This is a genomic window from Paraburkholderia megapolitana (assembly GCF_007556815.1).
Classification (GTDB): domain Bacteria; phylum Pseudomonadota; class Gammaproteobacteria; order Burkholderiales; family Burkholderiaceae; genus Paraburkholderia; species Paraburkholderia megapolitana.
This window is the reverse complement of sequence record NZ_CP041745.1, coordinates 1,442,087-1,462,500: the sequence shown is the minus strand read 5'-3', so window position 1 is coordinate 1,462,500 and position 20,414 is coordinate 1,442,087. Positions and strand designations below refer to the sequence as shown.

Sequence of the window (20,414 nt, the reverse complement as noted above, 5' to 3'; positions counted from 1 at the left end):
CAGCAGCAGAGAAACGAGATTATGAAGAGTCTTTCTGACTTCGTCAACAGGTTTATCAAACTTCCCACCCTGCCAACCCCGCCGCAAACCCCCGCCACTACTGGCTCTCCCGCCTCCCGCACCCCGCTTCTCCGGAGCGCGAAAGACCGAGATTCTAGCGACCTCACCGATGCCGCGCAAGCGTTATTCGAAGATTTTTTCAACGCACCGATCGCGCAATTCAATCCCTTCTTCGTCGACACAAAGAGGAGCGCCGTACCTGTCGCTCAAGACACGAAACGAGGCGCACCGAAATCCGCAATGCCTCACTGAGCCCCATCACCAAACCAGTGCAATCGGCTCTCCCACATACAGAGGCAGCAGCATCCGGGATGCCGACCAAATGATGTCCACGCTCAGAACCGACTAGAATGTGGGGTTCTTTGCCCCTCATTCCGGATTTATGCGCTCGCGAATCGCCAAACGCCTTCCCCCTGACGCCGACAAGCTTGTCGGACTGTCGCTTGCACTGTTCGCGTCGGGCAGCCGCACCGAAGACCGCTTCTGGGAAACGAAGCTCGATGCTCTGCTGGCAAAAATCGTCCGTAACGGCAATCAGACCACGCTGGATGCCGCGCTCGACCATCTGCAGCAAAATCATCCGGACGCCTACGGTGCCCTCGCCGATATGGCGGAAACCCATAGCGAGTCGTTTACCGTCGAGCACGACGGCACGCCATACGAAGCTCTGCTGATCGCAGCGCCCGTGCTCGCGTGGACCCGCTACGCGATCCCCTCCGGCACGCTCAAGACCGACGCCGCCGACGCGCTGCGCGCCCATCTGCAAGCGCATGTGCTTGCAGCGGATACGCGTGTCGCGATGGCGCCGTTCCTGTACAGCATCGATCAGTTGCCGCGCCATCACGTCGAAACCTGGCGCATCGCGCAGCAACTGGCGCAGACAGCGCTCGGCGGCGCCGCTGCACGCATCAACTTTGGCGAGCTACCGGAAACCTCGCCGATTCTTGCCGACCCGCGCTTCCTGCTGGCCGTAGTCGCCGCACCGGTCGGCGCACCGGTGTTCCGTTGGCAGGAAGAAGAGCATGGCACGCGGATCGAGCGCGGCCAGTGTCTCGAGCAATGGGCGACACAAGGCGGTGCCAATCTTTCGCTGGTGCTGCCAGGTTGCGAGTTCGAATGCCTGCTGCCCGATGCGTATTACTCCGCCTGTCGCGACGCCGACGAGCAGGTGCGTCCGCACACGGTGCGCACGGCAGTCCGCTATCTGTTCGATACGATCGGTGCGGCACCGCAGGAATTGCGCGCGGTCGTCGCCGGATTTGGCGAACGTCGCATCGACGAGTATCGCGTGGGTTTTACGCGACGCGGCAGCAATGAAGTCATCTACGGCGTCGTCTGGCCGCTGTACGGTCGGGAAAACGGCGAACCGGGCATCGACGAAGAACCGCAGGAAGCAACGCCTGCCGATGGCCCGATCGAAGAAATCGTCGCACTGCTGAAGGAAACCGGCATCACCGATATTCGCCGCCATGCGGGACGCTTCGAGCCTGAATATTGCGACGACTGCGGCGTGCCGCTTTATGCGGATCCGCTCGGCGAAATCGTCCATGCCGAAATGCCCGAAGACGCAGAGCCGGCACAACCGCATTTCCACTAGCCGCTCGTTTCTATGTCGTCGTCCCTCATGGCTTCTATGAGATAAGACGACCGGACAGACGACGCCAAACCCTGTGAGCGGATTCCGTTCACAGGGTTTTTCATTTGGCGTTTTGCCTATGACTTCTGGATAGGGGTCTTATTGCAAGGAATTTGTCATCATGGGTCCAGCGGCACATCGCCATGCAGCCGGCCCGCGCCGCGCTTGCATGCATCGAGCCGTTTCGAGCGATCTATGGGAGGCAAGGCATGCGATTTTCAGTTCTCAACTCCGACGCTGAGCGGCGCGACGGTCTCAAGGCACTGCTACGGCAAATCGATCGGCAGGCGCGCTTCAGCGAAGCGCCTGACTGGCGCCAGACCGACCGGATGCTACGCAGGCACCGCTCGGATCTACTGGTTGTCGACTGGCAGGCATGGATGCGGACCACCGACATCCGCGAACTGCTCGCCGAACATCCCGGGTTGCCGGTTGCCGTACTGACCGATCACGCATCGCTCGCCGGTGTACGCGCATTGCTCGACCAAGGCGTACTCGGCGTGATCCCGCGCTCGACCGATCCACGCCTCATCATCCGTGCATTCGAAATGGTGCTGCTGGGCGGCCACTATGTGCCCGCCGACGCGCTCTCTGTGGAATCGCTAAAGCCACCACCCGAGATCCCCCCTCGCCCGTTCGACGACAGGCACGCGCCGCCCCGACGCTCACGCCTCATGAACGGCCTGTCGCCGCGCCAGGAGCAGATCATGCGTTGCGTGCACATGGGCAGCACGAACAAGATGATTGCGCGCACGCTCGGCATCAGCGAAGGCACCGTCAAGATTCACCTGGGCAGCATATTCCAGCAGCTGGGTGCGCCCAACCGCGCCGCCGCGGTCGCGATCTACAACGGCTGGCTGGCAGCGCAGCTGGAGGTGCTCTATGCCGAACTCGACCGGGCGCCGCGGCCCGTGCTCGGACAGCCCGGCGCGGTTCCGCTACGAAGCCGTGCACGCTCGCCCTTCATGTATGCGCGGCCCACCGAAGACAGCGCCGAAGCCCTCCCGATGGCCGCCGAACCTACGGTTCCATTCGGCGATCCCGGCACGCACAACTCGGCCTGAGTTCCCGCCGATACGCACACCAACACTCGCGCCACGACGCGGGCGAACGCCCGCGCCAGTGGCGTTTCGCGTAGCTGGCGCGGAATCCGCTTACACCTTTCCGCCCCCAACGAGTAATATGAGATACATGGGTTTCTTCTATACACCGCTTCCGCTCTGGGTCGCTGTCGGTGGCTGGATCGCCGCTGCGGGACTGCTTGCGCTCGCGTTGTGGAAAAATCCGTTCAAGCGGCTGCAGGATGGAACCCTGCAGCACGTCTGGCTGGCCATCATCGTCGCCGTGTCGGTGCTGTGGGCCAGCAACGCATGGCTCGACGACGGCACCGTGGTTCATCTGCTCGGCGCGACGCTCGTTGTCACGCTGTTCGACTGGGCGCTCGCACTGATCGCGATGGCCGTGGTCACTGGCCTCGCCGCCGTTATCTTCGACGCACCATGGCAAGGCATCGCACTGACGTTCCTGGTTTTCGGCGCATTGCCGGTCGGGATTTCGGCGTTGCTGCAGCGGGCGAGCATCGCGTGGCTGCCGCGCAATCTCTTCATGTTTATCTTCGGACTGGGCTTCGTTTCGCCGGCGATCGCCGTGACTGCGACTTCGGCGCTGGCGCTCGGATTGCACATTGCACTCTCCGATGGATCGACTGCGGTCATACCAGTCGGCTACGTATTCAGCGTCTTTTTGCTGGCCAGCGGCGAAGCATGGTTCACCGGTATGTCCACCGCGCTGATCGCGGTTTATCGCCCTGCATGGGTCACCACTTACGACGTCCGTCGTTATCGTCTGGGCGGTCCTCGCACGTGACGGTCCGCCGATCCACTACAATGCTGCGGCAGGTCGCGCGGCGGCAAGGCATGCCGCCATGCGCGCCACACAATATTTGCGTCAGGATTGAACTCCTCTTCGCGCCTCGGCATCTTATGTGCCTGACGTCTTCATAGCCTTTAACTAGATGGATTGCACCAACACTCCGCGCCCGTTGCTGCGCTGGATCGGCCGGCTAGCGGTATTCATGGCAAGCGTTTCGCTCGTCTGCACCGCCCCCGCCTTCGCCGATCAACTCGAACAGCACAACGAACTCGTCACCCGATTCGTCAATGACATGCACGCCGATCCGCTCGTCGCCGATTGCGCCGCGCATGCCAATTTCGTCGTCAGTACTTCTTCCGCATTCGATCACGTCGACTTTCCACCCAGCTCGTTCGACAGTTCTCACGCGTCGGTCACGCCCTGGAACGATTCGTTCGACGACGGCAAACAGCGCGTCAAGGTCGACAGCGTCGTGACCGTCGAAGGGCTCGGCATTCCGCAAGCGAGCGGCGGCGATCCGATGGATCTGAAGTTCCGCTGCGGCTATGTCGGCAGTCAGATGCTCGCCTTTAGCTGGAACGATCCGGTGCCGCCCGCGCGCGCAGCCCATAGCAGTTCGTCGTCGGGCAAGAAGAAAGCATTGAGAGGCCGGCACACGACGAAAAAATCGACGGGCAGTGTGTCGAAGAGCTCGAAAGCCACTGCGAAACCTGGCGCAAAGAAGGCGCCATCGAAAACGAAGAAAACGCATTGATGAGACAACGCAACGTTCCTCGCATACTGGTCATCCGCATACTTCGCGTCGCGGTGAAAACACACCGCCCCGACGCGCAATAAAAACGGGGAGCACGCCAGTCGCGCGCTCCCCGTTTCGCTTCGCACCTGCTCGCGCGTGTCGCCGGTAGTCAGTCGAACGTTTCGACGTGCCGCAAGATCGCCTGCAGCATCGCTGCGCCGAGCGACGCGCTGCGCTCGCCATTCCAGCCCACTCGCTCGTCCGGCAGGTTCGCATTGTCCTTGAAGGGCATCTCGAGTGTCAGCGACAGGCAACCAAACGTATGGCCGATGTACTTCGATGCGAGCTTCAACGCGTCTTGCCGGTACTTGCTCGCTTCGTAGCCGTATTTGTCCTGAAAGTCAGGACTGGCCTGCTTGAACGCTTCGACGAATGCCTTCTGCTCGATGCCCTGCTGTTCCGTGAAACCGGGCAGCATCTCCGAGCCCGCGACGAATACATACGGCAACGCCTCGTCGCCGTGAACATCGAAGAACAGATCGCAGCCCGTCGCGTGAATCGCATCGCGCACGACCAGCACTTCGGGACTGCGCGCCGCATCCGGCTCCAGCCATTCGCGATTCAGATTCGCGCCGGTCGCGTTGGTCCGCAGGTTGCCCCGCACGCTACCGTCGGGATTCATGTTGGGTACGATGTAGAACGTCGCGTGGTCGTAGAGTTTGCGCGCGACCGGGTCTCCCGCCCAGTCTCCCCAGCCGGCCAGCCGTTTCACAAGCCCTTCGACAAACCACTCCGCCATCGTCTCGCCCGGATGCTGGCGCGCGATAATCCAGACTTTTTTCTTTGGCTTCGAGGACGCATCACCGGCATCGTCGGCGTCGGTATCTGGTGCACCGAGCGTCAGTAGCGACATCGGGCGTCCTTCCACGGTCCTGCCCAGCTCGGTCAGCGACGCATGCGGCATCTGCTGGACCGCGCCGAGAAACTCCGAGTGGCGCTCCTCGCTGTACGGCTCGAAGTACGCGTAGTAGATGCTGTCGAAGTCGGGTGTGTGATCGATGGTCAGCACGCGGCCGTCGTAGGTGGTCGGCACGCGGAACCAGTTCACCCGGTCGTAGCTCGCGGCCGCCTGATAGTCACGCCAGCCTGCGGCAAACGCACAGTCGGCGGCATTTTCGAAGGTCATCACGCAGCGCTCGCCGCGCGCGCCCGTTAAGCGGAAATAGAACCACTGCGCGAAATCGGCGTGACTGTCGGGACGCACGCGCAGACGAATGTCGTCGGCCTGCGTGCACGACACGACATCGATTGCGCCCGCATCGAAATTGCTCGTAATGGACAGCGTCATGATGTTTTCCTGCTTCGGTGTGATCGCGCCGCTCAGTCGGCGATGCGACGGCGAAATACATAGGTGGCGTCGTTCGAAGCATCCGCATCGAATGCGTAGCCTTCCGACGAAAAATTCTTCAACTGTTCGGGCGCATCGAGCCGCTGTTCGACCGCGTAGCGCGCCATCAAACCGCGTGCGCGCTTCGCGTGAAAGCTGATGACCTTGTAGCGACCGCCCTTCCAGTCCTCGAACACCGGCGTGATGACCGGCGCATCGAGCAGCTTCGGCTTCACGGACTTGAAGTACTCGCCGGATGCGCAGTTAACCAGCACCTGTGCGGCGCGCGTGTTCTTTTTCAGTTGCGCGTTCAACGCCTCGGTGATGCGCGCCCCCCAGAACGCATACAGATCCTTGCCGCGCGCATTGGCGAGGCGCGTGCCCATTTCGAGCCGGTACGGTTGCAGCAGATCGAGCGGACGCAACAGCCCGTACAGACCGGACAGCACGCGCACATGCTTTTGCGCATAGTCGAGATCCGCCGCCGACAGCGAACGCGCATCGAATCCCTCATACACGTCGCCGTTAAACGCCAGCACCGCCTGCTTCGCGTTGCGCGTGTCGAAGACCGGCGACCAGTCGGCATAACGCTGGTAGTTGAGCCGCGCGAGCGGATCGGAGATGTCCATCAGCGTCGCGATCTGTTGCGGCGACAAACGGCGCAAGCCGCCGATCAGTTCGGCGGCATCATCGATGAAATCGGGGAGCGTGTGCTTTTTGACGTGCGGGGGCGTTTCGTAGTCCAGCGATTTCGCCGGCGACAGAACGATTATCATAGAGGCTTGCAGGCACGCCGTGCCTGGCGGTCAAAGACGAAAGCCAGATTGTAACGAATGCCCGGTTCTCATGCCTCGCACGACGCGCTGCGCGTCGTACTCGATTCGAATGTATGGATCGATATTCTCGTGTTCGACGATCCGCATACGCGGCCGATTCGTGTCGCGCTCGAACGCGGCACGCTGGTCGCGCTGATCGACGCGCGTTGTCTCGCGGAACTGACGTACGTGCTCGACTATCCGCAGTTCGTACAACGCTCAGTCGACAAGACCGCCGCGCTTGCCACCGTCGCGCGGCTTACGCAGTTGGTCGATCCGCCTGCGCCCACCGAAGAAGCCCGGCCGCTACCAAAGTGCAAGGACCGTGACGACCAGAAGTTTCTCGAGTTGGCGCACGCGGCCGGTGCGAACTGGCTGGTATCGAAGGATCGCGCGGTATTGAAGCTCGCGCGCCGCATCGCGCGCGATTTCGACTTCCAGATTGCGCAGCCCGCGGCATTCGTCGCCGCGTGTGTATTGCCGGCGGACGCACACGACGAACCCGCTACCGGCGAGCCAACGCCCGCCTGACACACACGTTGCCGCGGGTTTCCCTACAATCGGGTTTTCGCCACTCCTGTCACGCTCCAGCCTACGCTCCGGAACAGCGCCATGAATGCACCGCACGACACGCCCGCGATCCCCTCGTTTCCGTCCCGCCTGCCGAACGTCGGCACGACGATCTTCACCGTCATGAGCGCGCTCGCCGCCGAAAAAGGCGCGGTCAATCTCGGCCAGGGCTTCCCTGACTTCGATTGCGACCCGCGTATCGTCGATGCGGTCGCGAACGCCATGCGCAGCGGCCACAACCAGTACCCGCCGATGGCCGGCGTCGCCCCGCTGCGCGAGGCGATCGCAGACAAGATCGCGAACCTGTACGGCCGCCGCTACGATGCGGCGAGCGAGATCACGGTCACAGCGGGCGCAACCCAGGCGCTGCTGACCGCGATTCTCTGCACGGTGCACCCTGGCGACGAAGTCATCGTCGTCGAACCGACTTACGACAGCTACGTACCGTCGATCGAACTCGCCGGCGGCGTCCCCGTATTCGTCACACTTGAAGCGCCGGACTACCGGATTCCGTTCGACCGGCTCGCCGCTGCGATCACGCCGAAAACGCGGTTATTGCTGATCAACACGCCGCACAATCCGACCGGCACCGTGTGGCGCGCGGAAGATATGCGCAAGCTCGAAGCGATCGTGCGCGGCACCAACGTGCTGATCCTTTCCGACGAGGTGTACGAGCACATGGTGTACGACGGTGCGCCGCACGAAAGCGTCATTCGCTACCCGGAACTGGCGCAGCGCAGCTTCGTCGTGTCGAGCTTCGGCAAGACATATCACGTAACGGGCTGGAAAGTCGGCTATGTCGCGGCGCCTGCGACACTGACCGCCGAATTCCGCAAGGTGCACCAGTTCAACGTATTTACGGTCAATACGCCGATGCAGGTCGGGCTTGCGGACTATCTGCGCGATCCCACGCCGTACCTGGAACTGCCGGCGTTCTATCAGCGCAAGCGCGATTTTTTCCGCGCCGGGCTCGAGAACACGCGCTTCAAGCTGCTGCCGTGCACAGGCACGTACTTCCAGTGTGTCGATTACTCGGCAATCAGCGATCTGCCGGAGGCCGACTTCGCACAGTGGCTAACCGCGGAAATCGGTGTCGCCGCAATTCCGGTGTCGGCGTTCTATCACGCACCACATGAGTCGGGCGTGGTGCGCTTCTGCTTCGCGAAGAAAGAAAGCACGCTCGCCACCGCGCTCGAGCGGCTGGCGCAGCTCTGACATCATGGTGCGCGCGGCGATGCGAACGAACCCATGCTGTTCGCCATCCCGCGCTTCCTCGATCAGCGTGCCGACGTCTACGTCTGCGCACGCCTCCGCGGATTCAAGATTGCGAGGTCGACGCGATATACGCCTTGCGATCGTCGGCCACGCGCCGCGCGGCCGGTCGGTCGCTAACGGCCTTCAAATAGGCCTTCCAGTCGATCCCCACATCGGCCAGAAAGTCGTGACCGTAGATGATCTGCGTCGTACCGCCGACGAGCGGCAGGCTCACATAGCCCGCGATATCGGCCACGCTGAACCTCTCGCCGCGCAGGAACGGCCCGAACTGCGCGATGCGCCTGAAGCCGGCCACATGACGCGTCAGCAGCTTCTCGACTCGCCCTTTCGTCGCATCGGTGACCGTGCCGCCGAAGTACGCCTGCTTGTACAGGTCGCGCGCCACGAGTTCGAGATGCAGGTCGATGAACGTGATCAGCTCGCGCTCTTTGGCCGCCTCCCACGGGTCGCGCGAAAAAATCGCCTTGTCCGGATAGCGCGCGGCCAGATACTCAAGGATCGCCTGCGATTCGCACAGGTCGCCCTCTTCGGTCTGGATGTACGGCACCTTGCCGAGCGGCGAGTGCGCGAACACGGCTTCGTCCTGAGCCGGCTTGACGAGCACCTCTTCGAACGGAATATCGTGTTCGAGCAACGCGAACTTCACCTTGTTGTAGTAGTTCGACAGCGCAAAGCCACACAGCTTGATCATTCGATATCTCCTTTGACTGGTTGCCGGTACCGCTCGTTGTCACGCGACGGCGGCACTTCGGGTTCGACCTCTGCAGCGAAAATGTACGACCGTGCTATTCTAAAACAATCATGGAGCCCAGCATCACAATGACTTCTCGCCAATACAACATCGAGACGATCGGCATCGTCGGAACCGGCGCAATGGGCCGCGGCATCGCGCAGATCGCCGCACTCGCGGGCCTGAAAGTCCGGCTTTACGATACGAACCCGGCCGCCGTCGGCGCCGCGCGCGACTATCTGGCCGACACCTTCGCGAAACTCACCGCCAAAGGCAGACTCGATCAGGCGCGCTCGCTGGCCGCGCTTGCCTGCGTGAGCGGCGCGGCAGCGATTAATGAACTCGCCGACTGCGATCTCGTGATCGAAGCGATTGTCGAGAAGCTCGACGTGAAGCAAGCGCTCTTTCGCGAACTCGAAGCGATCATCGGTGAGCAGTGCGTGCTGGCCTCGAACACGTCGTCGCTGTCGATCACCGCGATCGCCGCCGCGTGCTCCGATCCGTCGCGTGTGGTCGGCTTTCACTTCTTCAATCCGGTGCCGCTGATGAAGGTCGTCGAAGTGATCGACGGTCTGCGCGGCGATCCGGCCGCCGGCGACGCGCTGATGCAACTCGCGCGACGCGTCGGCCATACGCCGGTGCGCGCGAAGGACATGCCGGGCTTCATCGTCAATCATGCCGGGCGCGGCATGAACACCGAGGGCCTGCGTATCGCGGGCGAAGGTGTGGCGGAATTCGTCGACATCGATCGCATCATGCGCGAGCAGGCGGGTTTTCGTCTCGGGCCGTTCGAACTGCTCGACCTGACTGCGCTCGACGTGTCGCATCCGGTGATGGAGTCGATCTATCACCAGTTCTATGAAGAACCACGCTTCACACCGTCGCCGATTACGGGCACGCGGCTCGCGGGCGGGTTGATCGGCCGCAAGACCGGTGAAGGTTTCTATCGCTACGTCGATGGCCAGCAACAAGTGCCGGCCGAAGCACCCGCACCGACCGCGCTGCCGCAGCGCGTGTGGGTCAGCCGCCAGCACGCGTGCGCACGCGACGCGGTCCTGCAACTCGTCGCGAAGACCGGTGTGGCACTCGACGAAGGCGACACGCCCGCCGCCGATTCGCTGCTGATCGTCACGCCGTTCGGTCTCGATGCGACCACCGCCGCGGTCGAAGAAGGACTCGACGCACGCCGCGTCGTCGCAATCGATGCGCTGTTCCCGCTCGTCGGCGCGAAACGCCGCACGCTGATGACCACGCCCGCCACCAGCCGCGAAACACGCGATGCCGCACACGCGCTCTTCGCCGCCGACGGCGTGCCGGTCACGGTGATCCGCGATTCGACCGGCTTCGTCGCGCAACGTGTCGTCGCGACCATCGTCAACATCGGCTGCGACATCGCCCAACGGCAGATCGCCTCGCCGCAAGACATCGATCTCGCAGTCACACTCGGCCTCGGTTATCCGCGCGGCCCGCTGGCACTCGGCGACGCGCTCGGCGCAAGCACGATCCTGACGATCCTGCGCAACATCTTGAAGGTACTCGGCGATCCGCGCTATCGCCCGTCGCCGTGGCTCGCAAGACGCGCGCAACTCGGCCTGTCGCTGACCCAAGGCGACGCCGCTACGGAGCATCCGCAATGAGCGCCGAACTCCTCACCTCCCGTCCGACACTCGCCGGCAACGACGACAGCGCATCGACGCTCGTGCTCACGTTGTCGAACCCGGGCGCACGCAATGCGCTGCATCCCGACATGTACGCAGCCGGCATTGAAGCGCTCGATTCGGCGGAACGCGACCCATCGGTCCGGGCGATCGTCGTCACCGGTGCCGATCGCTTCTTCTGCGCGGGCGGCAACCTGAACCGGTTGCTCGAAAATCGCGCCAAGGATCCGTCGGTGCAGGCGCAAAGCATCGACCTGCTCGCCGAATGGATCGCGGCATTGCGCGCCTCGTCGAAGCCGGTGATCGCAGCGGTGGAAGGCGCGGCAGCGGGCGCGGGTTTCTCGCTCGCACTTGCCTGCGACCTGATCGTCGCCGCCGACGACGCAAAATTCGTGATGTCGTACGCGCGCGTGGGCCTGACACCCGACGGTGGCGGCTCGTGGTTTCTCTCGCGTGCGTTACCGCGCCAGCTCGCGACCGAAGTGCTGATCGAAGGCAAACCGATCGTTGCTACACGCCTTAACGCACTTGGCGTCGTGAACCGGCTGACGAAACCGGGCGCGGCGCTCGATGCAGCCATCGCATGGGCCGACGAACTGAGCGGCGTATCGCCGCACGCGATCGCGCGTATCAAGACGCTGATCGGCGCAGCCGGTGCGCAACCGCTCGACGCGCATCTCGTCGCCGAACGCGATAGCTTCGTCGAGTCGTTGCATCACGGCGATGCGCTCGAGGGCATCACCGCGTTCCTCGAAAAGCGGCCACCGGTATACAAATGAGCGAACCCGGCACGCCCGCTTTCGAACTACCGTCACGACGCCGCATTTTTCTGATGCGGCACGGCGACGTCACGTATTTCGACGCGTCGGGACGCGCAATCGAACCCGACACCGTACCGCTCAATGACGACGGCCGCATGCAGGCAACTGCTGCCGGCCGTGCGTTCGCCGAGCAGCAGATCCGCTTCGACAAGGTGATCGTGAGCGGCTTGCCGCGCACCGTCGAAACCGCACAGCGCGTACTCGCCGAAACCGGCCAGAAGATCGAACTCGTCGTCGAACCCGCGTGGCAGGAGATTCGCGGCGGCAAGCTCAGCAGCATTCCCGCCGGTGAAATCGAAAGCGCGTTTCTCGGCGCGTTCGACGGTATCGTCGATGAGCGCACCCGCTTTCTCGGCGGCGAGACGATCGGCGAACTGTTTGACCGCGTGCTACCGCCACTTGCCGCGCTACGAGAAGACACGTCGTGGGACACGGTGCTGCTGGTGCTGCACGGCGGCGTCAACCGCGCGATCCTGTCGCATGCGCTGACCGCGGGCGGTCGCACGTTCTTCGGTCATCTCGCGCAGGCGACCGGTTGTATCAATGCGCTTGACGTCGGCGCCGCGCCACGCGACTGGGTTCTGCGCACGATCAATTACGCACCGCCGTCGCCGTTGCATCGCGACGTCCGCAACACGACGCTGGAAATGCTTTACGCGCAATTCATTCAATACCGGCGTAGCTGAAAAACGATCTGGAGCAGACATGGTTCAAGCGGCCCCCAACGGTGGCACAAACGGTGGCACACCCAGCCAGCCGGATTACTCGGCCTTCGAAGGCACCCGTGCGGTCAACGAGCGACAGCGGTTCGACACCGACGCGCTGAGCGCGTGGCTCGCACAGCATGTCGACGGTTTTGCCGGACCGCTCACGCTCGAGCAGTTTGCAGGCGGCCAGTCGAATCCCACCTTCAAGCTGATCACGCCGCAACGCAGCTATGTGATGCGCGCGAAGCCCGGCCCCGCGGCGAAGCTGCTGCCGTCCGCGCATGCCGTCGAACGTGAATACCGCGTGATGCACGCGCTCGCCGACACCGACGTACCGGTCGCGAAGATGCTCGCGCTGTGCGAGGACGAAAGCGTGATCGGCCGCGCGTTCTATGTGATGGAGTTCGTCGAAGGTCGTGTGCTGTGGAATCAGTCGCTGCCGGGTCTGACCAGCGACGAACGCGGTGCCATCTACGACGAGATGAACCGCGTGATCGCGGCGCTGCATTCGGTCGATGTCACGGCGATCGGGCTGGCGGATTACGGCAAGCCGGGCAATTACTTCGCCCGGCAGATCGGTCGCTGGAGCAAACAGTATCAAGCGTCCGAAACCGAACCGATCGACGCGATGCAGCGCTTGATCGAATGGCTGCCGCAACACATGCCCGACGATACCGATGCACACGTGTCGATCGTCCATGGCGACTACCGGCTCGACAACCTGATCTTCCATCCGCATGAGCCGCGCGTGCTCGCCGTGCTCGACTGGGAACTGTCGACGCTCGGCGATCCGCTCGCCGACTTCGCGTATCACTGCATGGCGTGGCACGTCGATCCGGCGCAGTTTCGCGGCATCGCGGGGCTCGACTGGGCCGCGCTCGGCATTCCCGACGAAGCGCATTACGTCGAACGCTATTGCAAGCGCACGGGCTTCGAGATTCGCGGCGACTGGAATTTCTATCTCGCCTACAACATGTTCCGTATCGCGGCGATCCTGCAGGGGATCATGAAACGCGTCGTCGACGGTACCGCATCGAGCGCGCAGGCACTCGATGCCGGCAAGCGTGCGCGACCGATGGCGGAACTCGCGTGGCACTACGCGCAGAAAGTACGATAGCCGTCCCGAGCGCCAGCGTTTTCGTCTGCAGCTTCTCTTTCCGAGGCCATCCATGAATTTCGATTACACCCCCAAGGTCGAAGCGCTGCGCGAGAAATTGCTCGCGTTCTTCGACGCGCATATCTACCCCAACGAGGCCGTCTTCACCGCCGAGGTCGAGCGCAATCGCCAGAACGGCAATGCGTGGCTACCGACTGAACTGATCGAGACGCTCAAGCAGGAAGCACGCGCCGCCGGCCTGTGGAATCTATTCCTGCCCGATTCGGAACGTGGCGCTGGTCTGACGAACCTCGAGTACGCGCCGCTGTGCGAGATCATGGGCCGCGTGCCCTGGGCGCCGGAAGTGTTCAACTGCAATGCGCCCGATACCGGCAACATGGAAACGATCGAGCGTTACGGCAGCGACGACAACAAGCGCGAGTGGCTGGAGCCATTACTGCAAGGACATATCCGTTCGGCGTTTCTGATGACGGAGCCTGAGGTGGCTTCGTCGGATGCGACGAACATCCAGACGCGCATCACACGCGACGGCGATCACTACGTGATCAACGGGCACAAATGGTGGTCGTCCGGTGCGGGCGACCCGCGCTGCAAGGTGTACATCGTGATGGGCAAGACCGATCCCGATGCGCCGCGCCATCAACAGCAGTCGATGATCCTCGTACCCGCCGACGCCGCCGGTATCACCGTGCACCGTCCGCTCACGCTGTACGGCTACGACGACGCGCCGCACGGCCATATGGATATCTCGCTCGACAACGTGCGCGTGCCTGCGTCGAACCTGCTGCTCGGTGAAGGGCGTGGCTTCGAGATTGCACAGGGGCGCCTCGGGCCGGGACGGATTCATCATTGCATGCGCCTCATCGGGCTCGCGGAACGGGCCATCGAACTGATGGCGAAGCGCACGCTGCAGCGCGTCGCATTCGGCAAGCCGATCGCCGAACAGACCGTTACGCAGGAACGGATCGCCGAAGCGCGCTGCATGATCGAACAGGCCCGACTGCTGACGCTCAAGACTGCGTACATGATGGACACCGTCGGCAACAAGGGCGCGCGCGGCGAGATCGCGATGATCAAGGTCGTCGCGCCGAACATGGCATGTCAGATAATCGACTGGGCGATCCAGGCGCATGGCGCAGCAGGTCTGTGCGACGACTTTCCGCTCGCGTACGCGTACGCGCTCGCGCGCACGCTGCGTTTCGCCGACGGTCCCGACGAAGTGCATCGCAACGCGATTGCGAAGCTCGAACTCGCGCGTCATCTGGGTCGCGACGCGGCAGCGCGTGTCGACATGCCGGTCACGCGTTCGTAACGGCACCGAGGCAGCAGCGCTGCAGGGCTGCAGGGCTGCGCGGCACCCTGCACCATCGATCGAACTATGCTCTAATTTCCGCCAGCCCGGCACTGCCCGGCCATGCCGCCGCATGGTCGGCTAACGCCGCACTTACGGAAACGAAGGAGCCACGATGATCGACGTCTATAGCTGGGCCACGCCGAATGGCCACAAGGTTCACATCATGCTAGAGGAGACTGGCCTCGCGTACACCGCGCATCCGGTCGACATCGGTGCTGGCGACCAGTTCAAGCCCGAATTCCTCGCCATCAGCCCGAACAACAAGATCCCCGCGATCGTCGATCCCGACGGTCCGCGCGGTGCGGACGGCAAGCCGTTTGCACTGTTCGAATCGGGTGCGATCCTGATCTATCTCGCCGAAAAGACCGGCCAGTTTCTGCCGTCCGAACCTGCGGCCCGCTACGCGACGCTGCAATGGCTGATGTTCCAGATGGGCGGGATCGGTCCGATGCTCGGCCAGACACACCACTTCCGTGTCTATGCGCCGCAGCAGATCGAGTACGCGGTCAATCGCTACACGAACGAGACGCGGCGCCTGTACGGTGTGATGGAAACGCAGCTCGGCAAGAGTCAATATCTCGCGGGCAACGATTACACGATCGCGGATATCGCCACGTATCCGTGGACGCGCTCATGGCAGAACCAGGGCATCGATATCGAGCAGTTCCCGAACGTGAAGCGCTGGCAGGCGGAGATTTCGGCACGCCCGGCCGTGCAGCGCGGTGTCGAGGTGCTGGCCTCGGTCCGCAAGCCGGTGATGGATGACAAGGCGAAGGAAGTGTTGTTCGGTGCGACGCAGTACGCGAAGCACTAACGCGGGATGCGGCTCCGGTTATGGATTCGATACCGGAGCCTTGGGTCTTCTGTTGAAGTTCGTCAATTCCGCCAACGGTATTCAATCACGCCGCAAGACACGGCAAGTCACCGCTAGCTACTACACCCGCCGCTGTCTCGGCGGTCCGCTCGACTCGCGCACAATCAACCTCATCGGCTCGAAATGCTGGACTCCGGGCGTGTCCATCGACGATTCGCGCAGCCTGGACAGCAAGACCTCACTCGCCAGCGAACCGATCAGATCGGCACCCGCCGATAGCGTGGTGAGCGGCGGATTAGTATGCTCGGAAGCAGCAACGTTGTCGCATCCGATCACCGCCAGATGTTTGCCCGCGCGTTTGCCCATCTTGTCCAGTTCATGCAGCACCCCAAAAGCCACCAGATCGTTGTAGCAAACGACGGCCGTAGGACGATGCTTCATCGCGAAGATTCTGCGCACGGCTTCGCGGCCGCCTGCCAGCGTGATCGGGACATCGATCATCCATGAGTCGTCGACGGGCAGACCATGCCCGGCCATCGCCGCGCGGTAGCCGCTGCTGCGATCGTGGGCAACCGTGTAGCCCGGGCGCATACCGGCGAACGCAACGCGCTTGTGGCCTCTCTCGACCAGATGTTCGGTTGCGACCTTGAAGCCGGCCCTGTTGTCGACGCCAACCGTGTCTATCCCGCTACCGCCGAGCGGCCGCATGAGCAGGACCAGCGGTATCCCCCAGGAACGGATGGTTGCAGGAATTTCCTTTGGCGTATCGAGGGCGGGCGACATGATGAGTCCCGCCACATTGTTCTGGCGCATCGATTGAAGCACGCGAGCCTGCATATCCAGGTCTTCGGCCGTGTGCGACATGAACGTCGTATAGCCCGCTTTCGCGAGCGCGTGCTCCACGCTGACCAGCAATTCGACGATGAACGGGTTCGTCAGATCGTTAATGATCATGCCGATCGTGTTGCTACGGCGTTGTCGCAGGTTGGCCGCGCCCTGGTTGTAGACATACCCGAGCGCACTGGCCGCAGCCATCACTCTCGCGGTTGTTTGCGCCTTGATCTTCGGGCTCTGCTGCAGCACCAGCGAGACGGTGGATTTCGACACCCCCGCCTTGACCGCGATGTCCTGGATGGTGGCGCCCGTATTTATTTTGCGCTGCAAAATTGGATCGTTCCAAAAATGGTTGACAGCGCGATATTAGCAAAATATCCTGAATTGGAACGTTCCAATTCTCGCCTCAAAAATTGGAACGTTCCAACGCCAGAACGAAACGGAGACAACCCACCATGCAACGCTTCGGAAAAGTACTCGCCCTCGCCGTCCTGCTTGCGAGCGGATTCGCCAGCCTCCATGCGCAAGCAAAGCAGCCGGTCATTGCCGGCATCGTATTTCAGCAGGACCAGTACTTCAGGACGGTACAGATCGGTCTGCGCGACGCAGCTCAGGCAGCCGGGGCACAGTTGCTCGAGGGAGACAGCGACAACAAGCTGGAGAAAGAGTCGCAGTTGATCGATACGTACATCGCCCGTGGCGTGGACGCGATCGTCATCGCGCCGATCAGCGCGAAGGGATCGGTGAATGCGCTCCAGCGGGCGCGGGCGAAAGGCATCAAGGTGGTCACGTACGGTACCTCGGTAAACGGCGACCTCGCGCAGGTCTCGGTTGTGAGCAGCGATCGCGAGCTGGGTCAGAGCACCGGTGACGCCACGCGGCAGTATCTGCAGAGCGTGCTTGCGCCCGGCGCAAAAGCGCAGATCGCCACGGTCGCCTTCAAATCGCAGGTGCCGGAGCAAAGCGACGCCCGCGTCGGCGGCTTTCTGGAGAAAGCCGGGCCTTCGGTGACGGTGGTTGCGCAACAGGATGCGTGGCTGCCCGAAAAAGCGGTCGCCGTGGTGGGCGACATCATCACGGCCCATCCGGGTGTCCAGGTGATCTTCGCAGCGAACGAAGGCGGCACGGTAGGCGCCGTCCAGGCAGTCAAGAACGCCGGGAAAGCCGGCAAGATTGTCGTGTTTGGAATCGACGGTACCGAGCAGACGGCGAAGGCGCTGCTGAGTCGCGACAACATCCTGCAGGCGGTCACGGCGCAGCAACCCTACCTGCTCGGCAAGAATGCATTGAATGCAGCCGTGGCGCTGATCGACGCGAAACCGGTCGACACGAAGATCGTCGTACCTTCGCGCCTGCTCACGAGGCAAAACCCGAAGCAGGTGCAAGACTTTCTCGCGGAAATCAAAAAGTACTGAGCCGCTCATTCGCCTCGACACACCTCATTGCCCGGTTGTCTCTCGGGACAGCCGCGCCGCTGGAAATATCGCATGTATAAACCCTTCAATCCGGAATCGGCCGATCCGGTAAGCGGCCACGCGCGCCGCACCGCACTGTCGCTGCGCGGGGTCCGGAAAACATATGGTTCGCTCGTCGCGATAGACGACTTCAGTCATGATTTTTCTGCCGGGCAGGTTCATGCACTGATTGGCAAGAATGGCTCGGGGAAAAGCACGTTTATCAAACTGCTGGCCGGTGTGATCCAGCCCGACCATGGAACGATCGAAGTCGACGGCGAGGCGGTGAGTCTCGATGGACCACAGGCCGCATTGCAACGCGGTATCGCCACGGTTTATCAGGAACTGAGCCTCGTGCGCGAGCTGAGTGTCATGGAGAACATCTACCTCGGTCGGCTACCGCGCGCGAAGGGCGGCCTTCGCGTCGACTGGCACGCCGCACTCGATCACGCGCGCGCGTTGCTCGAGTCGATGGGGCTGGATATCGATCCGGCCACGCCTGTACGACGACTCAGTGTCGGTCAGCAACAGGTCGTCGAGATCGTCAAGGCAATGTCCAGCAAACCGCAGGTCCTGTTGCTCGACGAACCGACCTCTGCGCTTGCGAGCAGCGAAGTCTCACTGCTGTTCGACCTGATTCGTCGCTTGCGCAAGCAGGGCGTGACGATGATCTATATCTCGCATCGACTGGCGGAGCTGGACATGATTGCCGACACGGTGACGGTCATCCGCGACAGCCGCTATGTCGGGAGCGTGCCCATCGAGAAGGCGAGAGCCCCGGTCATCCTCGACATGATGTTCGGTGCAACGGAATTCGCGCGACGCTCTGCCCCGCCGTCGCGTGACCGGACGCCGGTGCTGCAGGTCGATGGCCTCAGGTTGTTGCCGAAGCTCCAGGATGTATCGCTCACGTTGCACAAAGGCGAAGTCCTGGGCATTGCGGGCATGCTCGGGTCCGGGCGCACGGAACTGCTACGCGCGATCTACGGACTGCTGCCGGTCGAGTCGGGGTCTATCGCCATCGACGGCGAACGGGTACCGCATCCCACGCCGGACAAGATGAAGGCGCTAGGCATGGGATATACGTCCGAAAACCGCAAGGAAGACGGACTGGTTCAGATCGCCAGCGTGCGCGACAACCTGTGCCTTGCCGGCTTGCGACGCATCGCACCGCGCGGGTGGATCACCCGCGCGATGGAACAGCCCCATGTCGACGCCAATATCCGCGATCTACATATCAAGGTATCCAGCCCGGATCAGCCCGTTTCTTCGCTATCGGGCGGCAATCAGCAAAAGATCGTCATCGGCAACTGGCTCAACACGCTGCCCAAGGTGCTTCTATTCGACGAACCGTCGCGCGGCATCGATCTCGTCGCCAAGCAGCAGATCTTCCAGATCATCTGGCAACAGGCGGCCCAGGGACTTTCGTCGATTGTGGTCTCTACCGAGCTGGAAGAATTGCTCGAAGTATGCGACCGGATTCTCGTGATGCGCGACGGACGCATCCGCGGAGAACTGGACCCGGCAAAGGTCGATGCGAAAGAACTGTACGCAGCATGCATGGAGGAATGATGATTGCAATAGAAAGAGAGTCGACGATCGGTCACAGCATTTTTAGCTGGCTGAAGAATCGTCCAATGGAAGTGATCCTGATTGTCCTGTTTCTGGTTCTCACCGCGGTTGCGCCGAATTTCTTCACGCTCGATAACCAGCTGAATGTGCTTCGCAATATCACGATGCAAGGGATCATCGCTTTCGGGATGACGATGGTCATCGTCTCTGGCGAAATCGACTTGAGCGTGGGTTCGGGTGTGGCCTTTTCCGGCTGCGTCGTGGCACTGGTCGTGCAGGAACTCGATGGAGTGCTTGGCGATGTCGGCGCGGTTCTGCTTGGATGCCTGCTCGCGATCGCGTTGCTGTGCGGTGCTGCCATGGTGTCCGGGTTGTTGCGTCAATACACGCGCGTACCGACGTTCATCACGTCCCTTGCGATGCTGACCGGTCTGTTTGGCGCGGCCAATCTGTTGACGCGAGGATTCCCGCTCACACCATTCCCCGACTGGTACGGCTTCATGGGCAGCGGCTATATCTTCGGCGTTCCATTTCCGGTCTATGTGTTCGTCGCCATCTTCGTCGCGATTCATTTGCTGATGAAGCACACCACCTTTGGCCGGGCGGTCTACGCGGTAGGCGGCAACGCAGAGGCCGCACATCTGTCCGGCATCCGCATCTGGCGGGTGAAAACGCTGGCTCTCGTGATTACGGCGGCACTGACCGCCGTCAGCGGGATTCTGGTTTCTGCGCAGACCATGGCCGGCAATGCCGCGGCGGCAAAGGGCTGGGAGCTCGATGTGATTTCAGCGGTCATTATCGGCGGCACCAGTCTGTTTGGCGGACGCGGGCAGGTTTGGGGAACACTGATCGGCGTCGTATTTCTTGGGGTGATCATCAACGGCATGACGCTGATGAACATCAGCGAGTACTGGCAGTACGTCGTGCGCGCCATTCTGATTCTCGGCGCCGTTCTGTTGAATTCGGTAGTGGAAAAGTACCGTGATCGTTGAGTTTCTAGAA

The 20,414-nt window shown here is 62.3% G+C and carries 19 protein-coding genes; 15 read left to right on the top strand and 4 right to left on the bottom strand.

Annotated features, from left to right (window positions below; all coding sequences use genetic code 11):
- The first annotated feature begins 442 nt into the window (after positions 1 to 442).
- The 4 genes from FNZ07_RS19980 to FNZ07_RS19965 all read left to right on the top strand — a co-directional run bounded on the left by FNZ07_RS19980 (position 443) and on the right by FNZ07_RS19965 (position 4,322).
- Entirely contained in the window at positions 443 to 1,657 is a 1,215-nt protein-coding gene (locus FNZ07_RS19980) for a DUF2863 family protein (RefSeq protein WP_091018229.1), read from the top strand.
- Positions 1,658 to 1,905: 248 nt separating this feature from the next.
- Positions 1,906 to 2,760, top strand: coding sequence for a LuxR family transcriptional regulator (locus FNZ07_RS19975; RefSeq protein WP_091018682.1), 855 nt, complete (start codon positions 1,906 to 1,908; stop codon positions 2,758 to 2,760).
- A 127-nt stretch (positions 2,761 to 2,887) separates the two neighbouring features.
- Entirely contained in the window at positions 2,888 to 3,562 is a 675-nt protein-coding gene (locus FNZ07_RS19970) for an energy-coupling factor ABC transporter permease (protein WP_091018231.1), read from the top strand.
- Positions 3,563 to 3,710: 148 nt separating this feature from the next.
- A complete protein-coding gene (locus FNZ07_RS19965) occupies positions 3,711 to 4,322 on the top strand; it encodes a BspC domain-containing protein (protein WP_091018233.1) in 612 nt (203 codons plus the stop codon).
- Positions 4,323 to 4,473: 151 nt separating this feature from the next.
- Here the strand turns inward: FNZ07_RS19965 and FNZ07_RS19960 are convergent, their stop codons facing one another.
- Both FNZ07_RS19960 and yaaA read right to left on the bottom strand, forming a co-directional pair.
- Positions 4,474 to 5,652 carry a M14 family metallopeptidase gene (locus FNZ07_RS19960; protein WP_091018235.1) on the bottom strand — a complete coding sequence of 393 codons (1,179 nt, stop codon included), beginning with the start codon at positions 5,650 to 5,652 and terminating at the stop codon, positions 4,474 to 4,476.
- A 32-nt stretch (positions 5,653 to 5,684) separates the two neighbouring features.
- The gene (gene yaaA, locus FNZ07_RS19955; protein WP_091018237.1) at positions 5,685 to 6,467 is read right to left on the bottom strand and encodes a peroxide stress protein YaaA; all 783 of its coding nucleotides are present in this window, start codon (positions 6,465 to 6,467) and stop codon (positions 5,685 to 5,687) included.
- Between the two features lie 57 nt (positions 6,468 to 6,524).
- On the opposite strand from yaaA, the gene FNZ07_RS19950 reads away from it, so the two are divergent.
- Positions 6,525 to 7,037: a putative toxin-antitoxin system toxin component, PIN family gene (locus FNZ07_RS19950; RefSeq protein ID WP_091018239.1), complete on the top strand. Its 513-nt coding sequence runs from the start codon at positions 6,525 to 6,527 to the stop codon at positions 7,035 to 7,037.
- 81 nt (positions 7,038 to 7,118) lie between these two features.
- Positions 7,119 to 8,291, top strand: a complete 1,173-nt coding sequence (locus FNZ07_RS19945; RefSeq protein ID WP_091018241.1) for a pyridoxal phosphate-dependent aminotransferase — start codon at positions 7,119 to 7,121, stop codon at positions 8,289 to 8,291.
- 103 nt (positions 8,292 to 8,394) lie between these two features.
- On the opposite strand, the gene FNZ07_RS19940 is transcribed toward FNZ07_RS19945, so the two are convergent.
- On the bottom strand, positions 8,395 to 9,042 hold the full coding sequence (locus tag FNZ07_RS19940; protein ID WP_091018244.1) for a glutathione S-transferase family protein: 648 nt from the start codon (positions 9,040 to 9,042) through the stop codon (positions 8,395 to 8,397).
- A 128-nt stretch (positions 9,043 to 9,170) separates the two neighbouring features.
- On the opposite strand from FNZ07_RS19940, the gene FNZ07_RS19935 reads away from it, so the two are divergent.
- The 6 genes from FNZ07_RS19935 (at position 9,171) to FNZ07_RS19910 (ending at position 15,552) form a co-directional block, all read left to right on the top strand.
- Positions 9,171 to 10,718 (top strand): 3-hydroxyacyl-CoA dehydrogenase, encoded by a 1,548-nt coding sequence (locus FNZ07_RS19935; protein WP_177228327.1) that lies wholly within the window; start codon positions 9,171 to 9,173, stop codon positions 10,716 to 10,718.
- Positions 10,715 to 11,518 carry an oxepin-CoA hydrolase, alternative type gene (locus tag FNZ07_RS19930; protein ID WP_091018248.1) on the top strand — a complete coding sequence of 268 codons (804 nt, stop codon included), beginning with the start codon at positions 10,715 to 10,717 and terminating at the stop codon, positions 11,516 to 11,518. Before FNZ07_RS19935 ends, FNZ07_RS19930 begins: the two co-directional genes overlap by 4 nt.
- Entirely contained in the window at positions 11,515 to 12,246 is a 732-nt protein-coding gene (locus FNZ07_RS19925; RefSeq protein ID WP_091018250.1) for a histidine phosphatase family protein, read from the top strand. The genes FNZ07_RS19930 and FNZ07_RS19925 overlap by 4 nt, the downstream gene beginning before the upstream one ends.
- A gap of 19 nt (positions 12,247 to 12,265) precedes the next feature.
- Entirely contained in the window at positions 12,266 to 13,384 is a 1,119-nt protein-coding gene (locus FNZ07_RS19920; protein WP_091018253.1) for a phosphotransferase, read from the top strand.
- Positions 13,385 to 13,436: 52 nt separating this feature from the next.
- On the top strand, positions 13,437 to 14,696 hold the full coding sequence (locus FNZ07_RS19915) for an acyl-CoA dehydrogenase family protein (protein WP_091018255.1): 1,260 nt from the start codon (positions 13,437 to 13,439) through the stop codon (positions 14,694 to 14,696).
- Between the two features lie 154 nt (positions 14,697 to 14,850).
- Positions 14,851 to 15,552, top strand: coding sequence for a glutathione binding-like protein (locus FNZ07_RS19910; RefSeq protein ID WP_091018257.1), 702 nt, complete (start codon positions 14,851 to 14,853; stop codon positions 15,550 to 15,552).
- 120 nt (positions 15,553 to 15,672) lie between these two features.
- On the opposite strand, the gene FNZ07_RS19905 is transcribed toward FNZ07_RS19910, so the two are convergent.
- A complete protein-coding gene (locus FNZ07_RS19905) occupies positions 15,673 to 16,716 on the bottom strand; it encodes a LacI family DNA-binding transcriptional regulator (RefSeq protein ID WP_245811712.1) in 1,044 nt (347 codons plus the stop codon).
- Between the two features lie 125 nt (positions 16,717 to 16,841).
- Here FNZ07_RS19905 and FNZ07_RS19900 point away from each other — a divergent pair, with 125 nt between their 5' ends.
- The 3 genes from FNZ07_RS19900 to FNZ07_RS19890 all read left to right on the top strand — a co-directional run bounded on the left by FNZ07_RS19900 (position 16,842) and on the right by FNZ07_RS19890 (position 20,404).
- Entirely contained in the window at positions 16,842 to 17,801 is a 960-nt protein-coding gene (locus tag FNZ07_RS19900; protein ID WP_091018259.1) for a substrate-binding domain-containing protein, read from the top strand.
- Positions 17,802 to 17,873: 72 nt separating this feature from the next.
- Positions 17,874 to 19,412, top strand: coding sequence for a sugar ABC transporter ATP-binding protein (locus FNZ07_RS19895; protein WP_091018261.1), 1,539 nt, complete (start codon positions 17,874 to 17,876; stop codon positions 19,410 to 19,412).
- On the top strand, positions 19,409 to 20,404 hold the full coding sequence (locus tag FNZ07_RS19890; RefSeq protein WP_170275800.1) for an ABC transporter permease: 996 nt from the start codon (positions 19,409 to 19,411) through the stop codon (positions 20,402 to 20,404). The genes FNZ07_RS19895 and FNZ07_RS19890 overlap by 4 nt, the downstream gene beginning before the upstream one ends.
- Positions 20,405 to 20,414 lie beyond the last annotated feature (10 nt).

Coding starts and splice junctions, on each gene's coding strand:
- FNZ07_RS19980 (WP_091018229.1), top strand. CDS start 443: ATGCGCTCGCGAATCGCCAAACGCCTTCCCCCTGACGCCGACAAGCTT.
- FNZ07_RS19895 (WP_091018261.1), top strand. CDS start 17,874: ATGTATAAACCCTTCAATCCGGAATCGGCCGATCCGGTAAGCGGCCAC.
- FNZ07_RS19920 (WP_091018253.1), top strand. CDS start 12,266: ATGGTTCAAGCGGCCCCCAACGGTGGCACAAACGGTGGCACACCCAGC.
- yaaA (WP_091018237.1), bottom strand. CDS start 6,467: ATGATAATCGTTCTGTCGCCGGCGAAATCGCTGGACTACGAAACGCCC.
- FNZ07_RS19945 (WP_091018241.1), top strand. CDS start 7,119: ATGAATGCACCGCACGACACGCCCGCGATCCCCTCGTTTCCGTCCCGC.
- FNZ07_RS19940 (WP_091018244.1), bottom strand. CDS start 9,042: ATGATCAAGCTGTGTGGCTTTGCGCTGTCGAACTACTACAACAAGGTG.
- FNZ07_RS19915 (WP_091018255.1), top strand. CDS start 13,437: ATGAATTTCGATTACACCCCCAAGGTCGAAGCGCTGCGCGAGAAATTG.
- FNZ07_RS19965 (WP_091018233.1), top strand. CDS start 3,711: ATGGATTGCACCAACACTCCGCGCCCGTTGCTGCGCTGGATCGGCCGG.
- FNZ07_RS19910 (WP_091018257.1), top strand. CDS start 14,851: ATGATCGACGTCTATAGCTGGGCCACGCCGAATGGCCACAAGGTTCAC.
- FNZ07_RS19935 (WP_177228327.1), top strand. CDS start 9,171: ATGACTTCTCGCCAATACAACATCGAGACGATCGGCATCGTCGGAACC.
- FNZ07_RS19975 (WP_091018682.1), top strand. CDS start 1,906: ATGCGATTTTCAGTTCTCAACTCCGACGCTGAGCGGCGCGACGGTCTC.
- FNZ07_RS19890 (WP_170275800.1), top strand. CDS start 19,409: ATGATGATTGCAATAGAAAGAGAGTCGACGATCGGTCACAGCATTTTT.
- FNZ07_RS19970 (WP_091018231.1), top strand. CDS start 2,888: ATGGGTTTCTTCTATACACCGCTTCCGCTCTGGGTCGCTGTCGGTGGC.
- FNZ07_RS19960 (WP_091018235.1), bottom strand. CDS start 5,652: ATGACGCTGTCCATTACGAGCAATTTCGATGCGGGCGCAATCGATGTC.
- FNZ07_RS19900 (WP_091018259.1), top strand. CDS start 16,842: ATGCAACGCTTCGGAAAAGTACTCGCCCTCGCCGTCCTGCTTGCGAGC.
- FNZ07_RS19950 (WP_091018239.1), top strand. CDS start 6,525: ATGCCCGGTTCTCATGCCTCGCACGACGCGCTGCGCGTCGTACTCGAT.
- FNZ07_RS19925 (WP_091018250.1), top strand. CDS start 11,515: ATGAGCGAACCCGGCACGCCCGCTTTCGAACTACCGTCACGACGCCGC.
- FNZ07_RS19930 (WP_091018248.1), top strand. CDS start 10,715: ATGAGCGCCGAACTCCTCACCTCCCGTCCGACACTCGCCGGCAACGAC.